This window comes from Actinobacillus porcitonsillarum, from assembly GCF_003101015.1.
Taxonomy (GTDB): Bacteria; Pseudomonadota; Gammaproteobacteria; order Enterobacterales; family Pasteurellaceae; genus Haemophilus_A; species Haemophilus_A porcitonsillarum.
On record NZ_CP029206.1, the window covers coordinates 452,215 to 465,518 of the forward strand.

At 37.0% G+C, this 13,304-nt stretch carries 12 protein-coding genes; 3 read left to right on the forward strand and 9 right to left on the reverse strand.

Features of this window, described 5'->3' with window-relative positions:
• Positions 1-485 precede the first annotated feature (485 nt).
• Both DDU33_RS02290 and DDU33_RS02295 read right to left on the reverse strand, forming a co-directional pair.
• A complete protein-coding gene (locus DDU33_RS02290) occupies positions 486-2,252 on the reverse strand; it encodes an AMP-dependent synthetase/ligase (RefSeq protein ID WP_108922880.1) in 1,767 nt (588 codons plus the stop codon).
• 239 nt (positions 2,253-2,491) lie between these two features.
• Positions 2,492-3,793: an L-cysteine desulfidase family protein gene (locus DDU33_RS02295; protein WP_108922882.1), complete on the reverse strand. Its 1,302-nt coding sequence runs from the start codon at positions 3,791-3,793 to the stop codon at positions 2,492-2,494.
• Positions 3,794-3,930: 137 nt separating this feature from the next.
• Here DDU33_RS02295 and DDU33_RS02300 point away from each other — a divergent pair, with 137 nt between their 5' ends.
• Positions 3,931-4,554, forward strand: coding sequence for a ComEA family DNA-binding protein (locus DDU33_RS02300; RefSeq protein ID WP_108922884.1), 624 nt, complete (start codon positions 3,931-3,933; stop codon positions 4,552-4,554).
• A 151-nt stretch (positions 4,555-4,705) separates the two neighbouring features.
• Entirely contained in the window at positions 4,706-5,335 is a 630-nt protein-coding gene (locus DDU33_RS02305) for a BamJ family beta-barrel-assembly machinery protein (RefSeq protein ID WP_005820891.1), read from the forward strand.
• 127 nt (positions 5,336-5,462) lie between these two features.
• On the opposite strand, the gene DDU33_RS02310 is transcribed toward DDU33_RS02305, so the two are convergent.
• From DDU33_RS02310 to DDU33_RS02320, 3 genes are read right to left on the reverse strand one after another with little or no spacing between them, the layout of a single operon-like run.
• On the reverse strand, positions 5,463-6,311 hold the full coding sequence (locus DDU33_RS02310; protein ID WP_005820889.1) for a DMT family transporter: 849 nt from the start codon (positions 6,309-6,311) through the stop codon (positions 5,463-5,465).
• Position 6,312: 1 nt separating this feature from the next.
• Complete coding sequence (locus tag DDU33_RS02315) at positions 6,313-6,975, reverse strand: serine O-acetyltransferase (RefSeq protein ID WP_108922886.1); 663 nt, start codon at positions 6,973-6,975, stop codon at positions 6,313-6,315.
• Positions 6,976-6,986: 11 nt separating this feature from the next.
• Positions 6,987-7,886 carry a PLP-dependent cysteine synthase family protein gene (locus tag DDU33_RS02320; RefSeq protein ID WP_005820885.1) on the reverse strand — a complete coding sequence of 300 codons (900 nt, stop codon included), beginning with the start codon at positions 7,884-7,886 and terminating at the stop codon, positions 6,987-6,989.
• 134 nt (positions 7,887-8,020) lie between these two features.
• Between DDU33_RS02320 and DDU33_RS02325 the strand changes: the two genes are divergently transcribed.
• A complete protein-coding gene (locus tag DDU33_RS02325; protein WP_108922888.1) occupies positions 8,021-9,418 on the forward strand; it encodes an aminotransferase-like domain-containing protein in 1,398 nt (465 codons plus the stop codon).
• 323 nt (positions 9,419-9,741) lie between these two features.
• Here DDU33_RS02325 and araD read toward each other — a convergent pair whose 3' ends face one another.
• The 4 genes from araD to ulaG form a co-directional block, all read right to left on the reverse strand.
• Positions 9,742-10,458 carry an L-ribulose-5-phosphate 4-epimerase gene (gene araD, locus DDU33_RS02330; RefSeq protein WP_108922890.1) on the reverse strand — a complete coding sequence of 239 codons (717 nt, stop codon included), beginning with the start codon at positions 10,456-10,458 and terminating at the stop codon, positions 9,742-9,744.
• The gene (locus DDU33_RS02335; protein ID WP_005820879.1) at positions 10,455-11,315 is read right to left on the reverse strand and encodes an L-ribulose-5-phosphate 3-epimerase; all 861 of its coding nucleotides are present in this window, start codon (positions 11,313-11,315) and stop codon (positions 10,455-10,457) included. Before DDU33_RS02335 ends, araD begins: the two co-directional genes overlap by 4 nt.
• A 25-nt stretch (positions 11,316-11,340) precedes the next feature.
• The gene (gene ulaR, locus DDU33_RS02340) at positions 11,341-12,087 is read right to left on the reverse strand and encodes an HTH-type transcriptional regulator UlaR (protein ID WP_005820878.1); all 747 of its coding nucleotides are present in this window, start codon (positions 12,085-12,087) and stop codon (positions 11,341-11,343) included.
• Between the two features lie 89 nt (positions 12,088-12,176).
• The gene (gene ulaG / locus DDU33_RS02345; RefSeq protein WP_005820876.1) at positions 12,177-13,268 is read right to left on the reverse strand and encodes an L-ascorbate 6-phosphate lactonase; all 1,092 of its coding nucleotides are present in this window, start codon (positions 13,266-13,268) and stop codon (positions 12,177-12,179) included.
• Between the last annotated feature and the right edge of the window lie 36 nt (positions 13,269-13,304).

Sequence of the window (13,304 nt, forward strand, 5' to 3'; positions counted from 1 at the left end):
AAAGCAAAAGGGATACTCAAATTTATTGAGTTTATAGGATATTGGCTAAATAGATTAATTCCATCGTTAATATTACTACAAGCTTTTTCTTTATGGATGAACATCCATTTAAAACAAGAAAGCACTGATAAACTTGCTATTTTCTTCGATAAACTTATTGTATATGTAAAAACTATTCTGAATGAAGCAATATGTAATTGTAATGGTTTAGATAAAGGGTTAGATATTATAGGAATATCCATATTCTTTATAATTCTTTTTCTCCCATTATATTCCATATATAAAACATCAAATAAACTATTTGATAAATCTTATGATGTTTTTAAGTATTATAAGTATCTTTATGAATTCAAAAGTGATAGAAATAACTATTAGAATACTTCGATTGCACTCGCAGCAGACGAGCACTATCACTCAATAAACCACAAGCGGCCAAATCTGCAAAAAACCTTGCAAACTCAACCGCTTGTCTGTTTTTATGAAGATTATTTCTTCTCACTCCCCTGATACATCGCTTCAATATAGTGATGATAGCGTTCCATAATCACTTTACGGCGGAGTTTCAGGGTTGGGGTAATTTCCTCAAACTTCGTGCTGAATGCCTGTGGCAAGAGGGTAAATTTCTTCACTTGCTCAAAATGTGCCAGTTCTTTCTGTAAATTTTCAATACGCTTTTCAAACATCTGCAGAATTTCTGAGTGTTTAATCAGCTCCAAACGATCTTGGTATTTGATATTCAGCTGTTTCGCGTAGGCTTCAAGGCTATCAAAACACGGGACGATCAACGCAGAGACATATTTTTTCGCATCGGCAATCACGGCGATTTGCTCGATAAATTTATCTTTCCCCAGCGTGCCTTCAATATATTGCGGAGCAATATATTTGCCGTTAGAGGTTTTCATCAACTCTTTTATGCGATCCGTAATATAAAGATTTCCCTCTACATCAAACTCACCAGCATCGCCTGTTTTCAAAAAGCCATCTTCGGTAAATGCGGAAGCCGTTTCCTCTGGCTTTTTGTAATAACCACGCATAACCATGCCGCCACGCACGAGAATTTCATTATTCTCGCCAATACGCACTTCCGCATTTGGCATCAATTTACCGATGGATTTAACATTAAAGCCGTCCGCCTCCCAGCACGATACGGTTGCGGTAGTTTCTGTCATACCATAACCTAGCTTGATGTTAATGCCAATCGCTTGGAAAAATGCACCAATGGCGGGTTCTAATTTTGCGCCACCACAAGGCATCATTCGGATATTACCGCCCAACAATGCTCGCAATTTGCTTAGCACCAGTTTATCGGCTAATTTGAAAGCGAGGCCTTTTCGACCTTTTTGTGCCGTACGAATTGCCCAATGAAACAGTGCTCTACGATGAAGTGGTGCTTGGTTTACTTTATCCCAAATAGCGGTGTACATTTTTTCGTATAAACGAGGCACGGCACACATTAAGCTCGGTTTTAGTTCTATGAGTGCTTGGCGCACTTCATTGGTATTTTCTAAATAACATATCGTTGCACCGCGATGTAACATGTAGGCAACCCACGCACGCTCAAAAATATGCGAGAACGGTAAAAATGAAAGAGTGCTGTCTTTTTCATCAATATGAGGTAAAGCCAAATCGTGTGCAGTCAGCTGATGGGCAATATTGGCAAAATCCAGCATAACGCCTTTCGGTTCGCCGGTGGTGCCTGAAGTATAAAGAATTGTGAATAAATCTGATAATGAACGCTCTGCCAAACGTTCCGCCAAAATAGCAGAAAAATCCGTATTTTTAACCGCTTGTAAATCGTCCCAAGAAATTACTCGTGGGTTATCTGCGGATAAATTGGGCTTCATTAGCACAATTTTCTCTAAATGCGGACAATTTTCTGCAATGCTTAACACTACGTCTAACTGTTCTTGATCGCCAACAAAGATGATTTTTGCTTCGGAGTGATTTAGAACATAAGCGGTTTGATTTGCGTTGTTCGTTGCATAAATCGGCACGGTAATCGCACGAATTTGTAATACAGCTAGATCTGTAATGGTCCAATTTGGCATATTTTGAGCAAATATCGCCACACGATCTTGCACATTCACGCCATAAGCTAACAATGCTTGAGAAAGTTTATCAACTTGACTTTGGAAGGATTGCCAAGAAATATCTACCCATTTGCCATTTTCTTTATGGCGTAATGCCGTAGTATGGGCTAATTTTTTTGCTTGCTCGCGAAAGCGAGAGATAAGATGAAGATCAGATTTCATAGATAATATTTTTTAGTGTACAGTTGTTCGCTAATATAAATTCTTTTAACGAAAATGCAAGAGTAACAAGCTAAAAAAAGGTACAACCGTTCTCTGAAAAACAATTCCCATATTAAATTGTACATCTTTTGAAATTTGAATAACATAGTAGAAATATATAGGGACGCCAGCGTAGCGTCCCTACTTATCCTTTACGAAATTAAAGATTTGTGAGTTTACAACATAATACCGCTTGCACCTTAAACGCCCTTCGGCTTACTGACCATTATCTCAATCACCTGGCGGTCGGTATATTGCATACTTCTTGAGGCAATCGCACAGAGATTATTGATTGAGCGGTCAATTTGGTGTTCGACAATCCCTTCGTTGCCGGTAACTTGAGTATCATCAAGTGCCATTAAAATCGATTTATAGCTTGAACTTACGCTGGTAGAAACTTTCATCGCACAGCTGTTTGCCGCTCCATCGCAAATAATGCCGCTAATATCGCCAATCATACTGCTGATTGCCATACTGATCGCCTCAAATTTGCCGGTAAGCAACCACGCTACGCCGGCACAACTGCCCATGGCGGCTGTCGTTACGGCACAGAGTGCGGAAAGTTTTGGTAATTTGCTGTGAATATAAATCGCCATTAAATGTGAAAGGAATAATGCGCGAATTTGTTGTTCTTCACTGGCTTGCAAATGACGAGCCACAACCACAACCGGCATGGTTGCCGTAATGCCTTGGTTGCCCGAGCCTGAATTACTCATTGCCGGTAAATTTGCCCCGCCCATTCGAGCATCACTCGCCGCAGTCGTTTCAATCACAATGCGGTTAAGCAAATCATCGCTAATCAGACCTTTACCAATCTGTTTTTGTAACGTTCTGCCGATATGTAAACCGTAATCGGTGCGTAATCCTTCCTGTGAAAGCGCCGAATTAAGCTTAGCGGCTTCTTGAATAAAACGGATTTTGTCTAGCTCCACACTTAATGAGAAGTCATAAATATCTTTTGCCGTTAAATGTGCAAAAACGCTATTGGCATTTTCACTTTCCACCAAACAAGGTACGGAGAAAATGACCTCGCCGTTTTTCTCAATATAAATCACGTTTGTATGATGCGCTGCAATTCGCACGGTAACTTGTTGATCAGCAGCGAATAACGTGGCTTCTGAATACAAAATATGTTCGGTATCGAAAATCGCAACATTGACTTTCTGTTCGCTCATCATCTGTTTAGCAAGCACAACCTGCTCGGCACTGATATTTTTTAGCACTTCCAAACCGGCTGTGGGATCACCGCCAATCGCACCGATGGCTGCCGCCATGGTTAAACCGACTGTGCCGGTGTTGGGAACAGTTACCCCCATGCCATTTTTCATTAAATTCGGCGAAACTTTCGCCTCAATACGTTCAGGCAATTGCCCTAAATAGTGACGTGCCGTTGCTGAAGCGAGGGCAAGTGAAATCGGTTCTGTACAACCCAATGCCGGCACAACTTCTTGTTGAACAACACGTAAAATATCGTTTTCAGTTTGATGATCAAAGGTTTTCATTTTTCTGCTCTTGTTTATTAAATAATCACTCAAATCAACTTCATTAAAAATAATGAACTTACTCTTTGCTAACCAGTCTTATTTTACAGTTTTTTTCATCATGATTAACCTCTAAATTACCCCTATAAGGATTTTAAATGAAAGCATTAAAAACATTATTAGCATTAGGCGTTGCAATGACTGTATCAGCAACTTCATTTGCAGATACGACTAACCCATTAACTTCGTTAAAAGATACCGCAAAAAGTGCAGCAACCAGCCAAGTAAATGCGGTTAAAGAGTCTGCGGCATCTGCTGTAACGAATGCAAAAACCACCGCTTCATCTGCTGTAAGCAATACAAAATCATCAGCAACAAGCGCATTAACAAATGCAAAAAGTAATGTGACAGAAAAAGTCACTTCGGCAAAAACAACTGCAACAACGGCTCGTGATACATTAAATTCAGCAAAAACAACCGCAACTGAAAAAGCAACCTCTGCGAAAACAGCTGTAACAGAAAAAGCAACTTCAGCTAAAGCGGCAGCAACAGAGAAAGCAACAAGCGTAGCAACGAAAGTAAAAGCATCATCAAAAGTGAATGTGAATACTGCAGATGCAGCAACATTACAAAGTTTAAGCGGTATTGGTGAAGCAAAAGCGAAAGCGATTGTTGAATACCGTAATAAAGTAGGCAAAATCAAAAGTGCATCAGAATTATCAAACATTTCAGGTATCGGCGATGCAACAATTGAAAAAATTACGCCTTACTTAACATTCTAAGCATAAACAATCCCTCAATAAGACCTCAACAAGCGGTGAATTTTCTACAAGAAATTGTAAAAATGAGCCGCTTTTTTCATATTATGGGTTGATTTTACAAAATTCTCCCCCATAACTATGCCGTCTTTATATAAACAAAAGGAAAACAATAATGGCTTTAGATTTCAACTCAGTTTCATTCGATAGCGTAGAAGCAAAAGGTGGTTACGGTATCGGTTTACAAATTGGTCAGCAACTTTTAAGCAGCGGTATGGACGTTGATGCCGAAGCGGTAGCACGTGGTATTTATGATGTATTAAACCAAAACCCACCGGCAGTGGATTTAAACGAAGTAACCAAAGCATTACAAGAGTTAGGTCAGCGTGCAGAAGAAGCACAAGCGGCAGCGTTCAAAGCAATTGAAGAAGAGAACAAAGCATTCTTAGCAGAAAACCAAAAAGCAGCAGGCGTGAAAGTAACCGATAGCGGCTTACAATACGAAGTTTTAACCGAAGGCACCGGTGCAAAACCAACCGCAGACAGCAAAGTACGTGTTCATTACACAGGTTCTTTAATTGACGGCACAGTCTTTGACAGCTCTGTAAAACGTGGTACTCCGGCAGAATTCCCGGTAGGTGGCGTTATTAAAGGTTGGACAGAAGCATTACAAATGATGCCGGTAGGTTCAAAATGGCGCTTAACCATTCCACACGAATTAGCTTATGGCGAACGTGGCGCAGGCGCTTCAATCCCTCCATTTGCAACTTTAATTTTTGAAGTTGAATTATTAGATATTCTTTAATCTAAAACTCAAAACCCTAGTGTAAAAGCTGGGGTTTTGTTATATAAACCCACCAAAAATGAAGCGGTCTGATTTTGCAAATAATTTACAAATTCAGACCGCTTTACTTCACACACAACAAAGGGCATCATTTCTTTTTATTTGCAATATATAACCCTACAAGAATAATAAACATTCCTAAGATTTCTTTAAACGATAAATTTTCGTTAAAAATAAAATAGGCATAAAGTGCTGAAATTACAGGTTGAGTTAGAACAAGTAAAGAAGCATAACTTGCTTTGATTTTACCTAAGCAATAACTCAAACCACCTTGTCCTAAAATTTGAGATAGTAATGCCAACCCAATTAAAGGATAGAAATCTTTAAATGTATAAGGTATATATATTCCTTCTAGGATCAGTGATACGGGCAAGAGTATAATTAAACATCCTATGCTAGCATAACTCATAAGCTGAATAGTTGATACCTTGGTTCTTAATTTATATACTGTTGCAATAAATAAACCATAAAATATAGATGTTAATATAGCTAGCCCATCTCCTTTAAAATTATTTAAAGTAGGATTTACTTTTCCACCCATCAATACAATAATGCCAATAAAAATTATACCTCCACCTAAAATAAATTCCCTTGAGATTTTTTCTTTGTAGATAAAATATGAAATTGGAATAACAGTAAATGGGACAAGATTAGCTAATAAATTCGCATTTGCTACCGTAGTATATGAGAAAGAGATATTCCATAAAATGAGATCTAGAGCAAGAAACACACCTGCGCAGATTGCTATCATTTTTTCTTTACTATTCATAACATATTCATATTTATTCACTTTTGTTAATAAAAAGAATATTGGTAATGAAAATAAAACCCTATACATTCCTGTTGTTATTGCTGGAAATTGACTTAATTTAACAAATATACCGCCTAAAGCTAAGCAACAAATAGATAATAATACAAATAATAGATAGCGATTCATTTTAACTCCGTATAATTTGATTTTCCGATTTTAGTAATACAGAATGGTTAGCAGGAATATCTTCAGTTACCATACAATTAGCACCAATAAATACATTATCACCTATATTTATAGGGCCGAATAATTTAGCAAAAGATCCTATTTGTACATTATTTCCCAGTTTTGGGTGTCTAGCTTCTTTAGGGTTTCCTGATATACCTCTAGCCCCAAGAATTACCCCTCCTAAAATATAATTATCATCGCCGATTTCCGCTGTTTCTCCTATAACAGTCCCTATACCATGATCTAATACAAATCTTGCGCCAATTTTTGCAAAAGGATTTATTTCAGCACCTGAAAGAAGCTTTCCTTTAGCAGATAACATCAATGCATATTGATATTTCTTCTCATTAAAAGAAAAATCATCCGTATTTATCAATAAAATAGAATGGGCAATTCTATAATATAAAATAGCTTTATATGATGTATAACCATATAAGATATTTCTCGGTTTTCCTTTGGCAGCAGGATCCTTCTGTGCAAAAGCTAATAAATCACCTAGAATATCTTTTAATAATTTTTCTCTATCTAATGCATTAGATAGTACCTTTATAAAGGCATTATCTGTGATTTTATTAAGAATCTCAGTCAAAATAGAATCTAGTTCCTGTTGAAGGTTTTTCATAATGTCTCCTATTAGCTAAAATGTGGAAGGTAACTCTTACCACTATCCGGTGCTACAGTAACAATATTACAAGTATTAGGATATTTTGTAGCTAGCTTCATCGCAGCCAAAATATTGGCTCCTGAAGATAACCCTACAAATATACCTTGATTTTTTGCTAACCAATTTATTAGCTCTAAAACTTCTGAATATTTCACAGATAACATGCCGTTTAACATACATTTATCAAAAAATACTGATTCAATTCCTACACTAATAGCCTCGATTTTATGGGGAATCGTTTTATTATGAATATAATCACATCCCTCAGGCTGAACCCCATAGATCGATATATTTGGATCAAACTCTCTTAATCTTTTACTAACTCCTCCTATGGTTCCACCGCTACCTATACCAGCAACAAAGCATTGAATATTTCCATTCAACTGAGATAATAGTTCTTCCCCTGTTCCTAAATAATGTGCTTTAGGATTTGATAAATTATGAAATTGATCTAAATGATAATATTCTTTATTTTCTTCTAATAATTTATTAGCTAAGCGAATATGAGAACCAACCCCCGTTGTATGATCAGATAAAATTATTTGAGCACCATACTGTTTCAATACATTAATTTTTTCTTTGCTAAAATTATCAGGTATAACTAAAGTCAAATTATACCCTCTTATAGCTGAAATAAATGCTAATCCCATTCCTGTATTCCCACCAGTAGCTTCTAGTAAATACATTCCTTTCTTTAACTTTCCTTGCTCTTCAGCATCAACAATCATTTGATTAGCTACACGTGATTTTATACTACCTGCAGGATTAAACTCTTCTAGTTTCACATAAACATTAGCGTAGCCATCTCCCAATATATTTTGAACCTTCACTAATGGTGTATTACCCATATACTTTTCTAATTTATACATTTTTTTCTCCTATAAGATGTTGTAAAGCATATTTACTATACTAAAAAATACCAATACACTACCTATACAATCTGTACATATAAAAAATAACTGTGCAGATAGATTTTCTATACACTTTTAGTGAGGAGTAAAATTTGAAGAAAAAAACGAGAGTTCAAGAAGTTTGTGATTGGGTTATTGATAAGATTGAAAGAAATATTTATTTACCTAGACATAAAATTCCATCAATTCGACAATTAGCACTAAAACTGAACATATCAACTTTTTCAGTAGCTCAAGGTTACGATTTACTCGTATCTATGGGGTATATCAAATCATTAAGTGGTTCTGGCTTTTTTGTCTGTGAAAAAGTTGATATTTCTGATGAAATTAATTTAGCGCCATCCCTTATAAATAATGTATTAGATACAGGGTGGTTAATGAGCCATTTATTTAGTGAACTACCAAAGAATAAGGCTCCTGGAAGTGGATTATTGCCTGATGAATGGCTATTAGATTCAGAAATTATTTCAAATGCCATTAGAAAATCTGCAAAAGAAGCATCCGAATTTATATACTCCTATGGACATATTCAAGGTTATCAACCACTAAGAGAATTATTTTCAAAACAACTAGATGAACTAGGCATTAAAGTAAATCCGAGTACAATAATTACAATGCCTGGGGTATCCTCTGCGATTCAAACGGTACTAAGAGCCTTAGTTAAAGAAAATGATTATGTTATTGTTGATGATCCTAGCTGGTTTTGGCTACTTGGCTGTTTACACCAATTAAATTTAAAAGTATTAAGCGTACCTAGAGATTCAAATGGTCCTGATATTGAAAAATTTGAGAATATATTGAAAGAGTATAATCCTAAGCTCTATATAACTAACAGCACATTAAATAATCCAACCTCCTATAATATTTCTCCTTCTGTTATGTATAAAGTATTAAATCTACTTCATAAATATGATGCTTATTTATTAGAGGATGATATTTACAGCCATCTTGAAGAACCTAGAAAAACGCTACGATATGCCTCTTTAGATCAATTAGAACGAGTATTTTATACAACTGGTGTATCTAAAGTGCTTGGTGCAAATTGGCGAGTTGGCTTTTTATGTACTCCAAATAACTTTCTTGAAAAAATATTAAGACAGAAGATGTTATCTAATATGACCAGTACAGAATTAACAGAAAGAGCAATCCATAAAATATGGTTACATCCAAGTTATAAAAAACATATTGATGAGATGAAAATTAAATTAACTAGAAAACATGAAAAGTTAAAAAAAGAACTAGAAAAAATAGGTCTTGAATACCCCAAAGATTGTAATATTGGTATATTTTTATGGATCAATACTCATTTAGATACTACTCAAATGGCGATAGAAGCAAGTAAAGAAGAATTCCTATTGGCACCAGGATATTTATTTTCTCAACATTCGGATTTTTCTACATATTTACGCTTGAATGTTACTCGTACCAATGAAGAATTTATATCATGGCTAAGTACCTACAAATTAAGGAATTATAAAAAGATTGACTAGTTCCTTTTCAATATAAAGCACTAATATAACAGCAAAAGCGGTCTGATTTTGCAAATAATTTACAAATTCAGACCGCTTTACTTCACACACAACAAAGGAAATTACGGTATTACGTAGCAAATGCACTATTATTAATTTGGTAAAATAGCATAGAAGGGACGCCACGCTGGCGTCCGTCATAAATATAGCATAAGTAAGCAATTCCACATCTACAAAGCGACAGTCATACTGTCAATAATATATTTTTGTTAGGATGCTCTGAAACGGACGCCAGCGTGGCGTCCCTACGTATATCTTGTACAACTGCTATATAAACTGGAAAATTATTGTCCGTAGTAGGCATTTTTGCCGTGTTTACGTAAGTAATGCTTATCGAGCAACTCTTGTTGCATTGAACCGATATTCGGGCGGATTTGATGGCTGACAAAATTCATATACGCCACTTCTTCTAATACCACAGAATTATGCACCGCATCGTGCCCGTCTTTACCCCAAGTGAAAGGCCCGTGGGAGTGAACCAGTACACCCGGCACCATAGAAGGTTCAATGCCACGTTTACGGAATGTTTCGACAATCACTTTACCGGTTTCGAGTTCATATTCGCCTGCAATTTCTTCCGGGGTCATACGGCGTGTACAAGGGACGGAGCCGTAGAAGTAATCGCCTTGAGTGGTGCCAAGTGCCAAAATATCTTCCCCTGCTTGTGCCCAAGCGGTTGCATGGCGAGAATGTGTATGTACAATCCCCCCAATTTCAGGGAATTGGCGATAAAGCTCTAAGTGGGTTGCGGTATCTGAAGAAGGTTTTTTGCTACCATACACACGGTTGCCTTGCAGATCGACAATCACAATATCTTCAACGGTCATCGCATCATATTCCACGCCTGATGGCTTGATGGCGACTAATCCCGTTTCGCGGTCGATTTCACTCACGTTACCCCAAGTAAAAGTGACTAATTTATACTTTGGTAAATCTAAGTTAGCCTTTAAAACACGCTCTCTTAATGCTTGTAATACCGGTGTTAATTCAATTTGGTTCATAGCTCAAATCCTCCTTCTTCCATCTTTTGTTCAATCCAGCGACGAGCATTGATGATCTCTGCTACAGGATCTTCAGATTTTTCAGTCCACATTTCTATTAAAAATGCACCTCGATAATTCAATTCTGCAAGAGTTTTAAAGCAACCAACAAAATCTACACAACCACTTCCAAATGGTACATCACGGAATTGACCTTTACAGGTTTCAGTAACTTTATAAGTATCTTTTAAGTGAATAGCCGAGATCTTATCGATACCGAGTTTAAGCTCTTCGGCGACATTGTCATTCCACGCAGAGAGATTGCCTAAATCAGGATAAACAGTAAACCACGGCGACTTGATGATCTCATCCAATTTTTTCCAACGAGAAATCGAACTCATAAATTGGGTATCCATAATTTCAACAGCAATAGTCACTTGATTACTTGCCGCTAACTCAACCGCCCACTTCAAACCCTCTTGGAAGCGCTGAATAGTACCCTCATCCTGTTCTTCATAATAAACATCATAGCCTGCAAGTTGAATTGTCCTAATCCCAAGATCCACTGCTAATTGAATAGCCTTTTCCATAATTTCATAGGCTTTTTGGCGAGTCGCTTTATCTCTGCTGCCAAACGGGAAACGGCGATGCCCAGATAGACACATTGATGGAATAGTTACTCCCGTATTAATTATGGCTTTAACTAAATCCATTCGTTCTTCTTTAGTCCAATCAAGACGCGCTAAGCGCTCATCTGTTTCATCAACTGACATTTCTACAAAGTCAAAATCACAGGTTTTAGCGATAGAGAGTCTATCTTGCCAACTGATATTTTTTGGCAAGGCTTTTTCATAAATACCTAATTTATGCTTTCTCATTTTTAATCCCCTTAAAGCGATTTAGTTAAGCTAAAATCACTTTTAACCCTTTTTCTCTTAACTGCTTAATAATATTTGGATCGGCTTCTTGCCCTGTAATCAAAAGATCTATTTCAGCTATCTCACTGAATAGCATTCCTACCTGTTTACCTAACTTCGAGCTATCTACTAATGCAATAAGTTTATTCGCTTTTTTTGCCAACGGCTGTTCTGAGTTAGCAATTATCATATCTGTTTTATATAATCCCTCGCTCGTAAACCCCTTTCCACTGGTAAACATCACGTCTGCAAAATAGGTACATTCTTTTTGATTGCTTAATGAGAGAGTTACACACTTATTTTTATTATATTGCCCTCCCATAATCACTACATTATCATGTTGATGGTCAATAAGATCATTAGCAAGCGGTAGAAAATTTGTAATAATTTGCAACGGTCTTCCACAAAGCACTTTACCTAACATTTGCATTGTTGAACCTGCTGTTAAAATTACGCTTTCACCATCATTACAAAATTGGCTTGCAATTTCTGCAATTCGTTGCTTTTCATCAATATTGTTAATTTTTTTATCTGCAGCTAGAGTAAAATCATAGCTCATAGCTTCAGCACCATTACGAACTTTCCGTAGTTTCCCTTGCTTATTTAATTTATTAATATCGCGACGAGCCGTTGCAGGCGAAATCCCCAATAATTCAATAATTTCCGAAGTTGAAAGAATCTGTTTTTCTTCTAACACCGAGAGTAATTGTTTGTGTCGATACGTTTCGTTCATTGCAGTTCCTTATGAAATTTAATTCAATTCAATGAACTGTTTATCTATAGCGATGAACGGCACAAGCACTATCTTGTGCCGTTCATCGTTTACAGCATTGATTTGAATTGAATATTTGGTTCTTGCTCGAAGCAATCATCAAAACCGCGTGGGTGATGATATTCAATTAAGTCTTTATCTTGTGGATAAACATATTTTCCGCCCACTTCCCAAATAAATGGATGGAATTTGTATTGTAAGCGATCTTTACGCATACGCCATAATTCAATAATTTCTTGCGTACTTGCCATAAAGTTTGTCCAGATGTCATGATGAACTGGAATAATCACTTTACAACGTAAACATTCTGCCATACGTAGTAAATCCACAGAAGTCATTTTATCGGCAATACCGACTGGGTTCTCACCATAATTGTTTAATGCCACATCAATGTCAAATTGTTTACCATGTTTCGCAAACTGAATTGAGTAGTGAGAGTCTGCACCGTGATAAATGTTACCGCCAGGGGTTTTGAACACATAGTTCACTGCTTTACGACCCATTTCTTCATCAGACGGGCAAAGACCGGCTAATTCTCCGCCTTGTTCTTCTGCGCCTTCCACCGGTAAGGTAACTAAACAGGTACGGTCAAATGAGTCTAAGGCATGAATTTCAACGTCTTTTAATTTCACCACATCGCCCGGTTTTACAATGATGATACGCTCTTCCGGCACGCCCCATTTTTTCCAAAGTTCTGCACAGTGCCACGGGCCAACAAATTTCACGTGATCTAATTTTGGATTATTTACAATCGCTGCCGCCACATTCACATCAATGTGGTCACTATGGTAGTGAGAAGCCAAAATGAAATCTACTTCATTGATTGCAAATGGATCTAACACCATTGGTTGCGCACGAAGGTTTGGTTGTAACTTGCGAACACCTGCCATATTTGCCATTTGGTGACCACGCACCATATCTTTGACTTTCTTCGTGCTTTTACCTCGACCGCACCATAAGTCCATACAAATGTTTGCACCTGCTGGGGTTTTAATCCATACACCTACACAACCAAGCCACCACATTGCAAAGTTACCTTCCGGTACAACTTCGTTTTCAATCTCTTCGTTTAACCATGTTCCCCATTCTGGGAATGTTGATAAAATCCAGCTTTCACGAGTAATTTCATTAACTTTAGCCATAATATGTACCTACCTCATTGTTTTTAGGAGAAACCA

Bases quoted from the DNA above. Each gene is read 5' to 3' on its own strand.
- DDU33_RS02290 (WP_108922880.1), bottom strand. From the start codon at position 2,252: ATGAAATCTGATCTTCATCTTATCTCTCGCTTTCGCGAGCAAGCAAAA.
- DDU33_RS02295 (WP_108922882.1), bottom strand. From the start codon at position 3,793: ATGAAAACCTTTGATCATCAAACTGAAAACGATATTTTACGTGTTGTT.
- DDU33_RS02300 (WP_108922884.1), top strand. From the start codon at position 3,931: ATGAAAGCATTAAAAACATTATTAGCATTAGGCGTTGCAATGACTGTA.
- DDU33_RS02305 (WP_005820891.1), top strand. From the start codon at position 4,706: ATGGCTTTAGATTTCAACTCAGTTTCATTCGATAGCGTAGAAGCAAAA.
- DDU33_RS02310 (WP_005820889.1), bottom strand. From the start codon at position 6,311: ATGAATCGCTATCTATTATTTGTATTATTATCTATTTGTTGCTTAGCT.
- DDU33_RS02315 (WP_108922886.1), bottom strand. From the start codon at position 6,975: ATGAAAAACCTTCAACAGGAACTAGATTCTATTTTGACTGAGATTCTT.
- DDU33_RS02320 (WP_005820885.1), bottom strand. From the start codon at position 7,886: ATGTATAAATTAGAAAAGTATATGGGTAATACACCATTAGTGAAGGTT.
- araD (WP_108922890.1), bottom strand. From the start codon at position 10,458: ATGAACCAAATTGAATTAACACCGGTATTACAAGCATTAAGAGAGCGT.
- DDU33_RS02335 (WP_005820879.1), bottom strand. From the start codon at position 11,315: ATGAGAAAGCATAAATTAGGTATTTATGAAAAAGCCTTGCCAAAAAAT.
- ulaR (WP_005820878.1), bottom strand. From the start codon at position 12,087: ATGAACGAAACGTATCGACACAAACAATTACTCTCGGTGTTAGAAGAA.
- ulaG (WP_005820876.1), bottom strand. From the start codon at position 13,268: ATGGCTAAAGTTAATGAAATTACTCGTGAAAGCTGGATTTTATCAACA.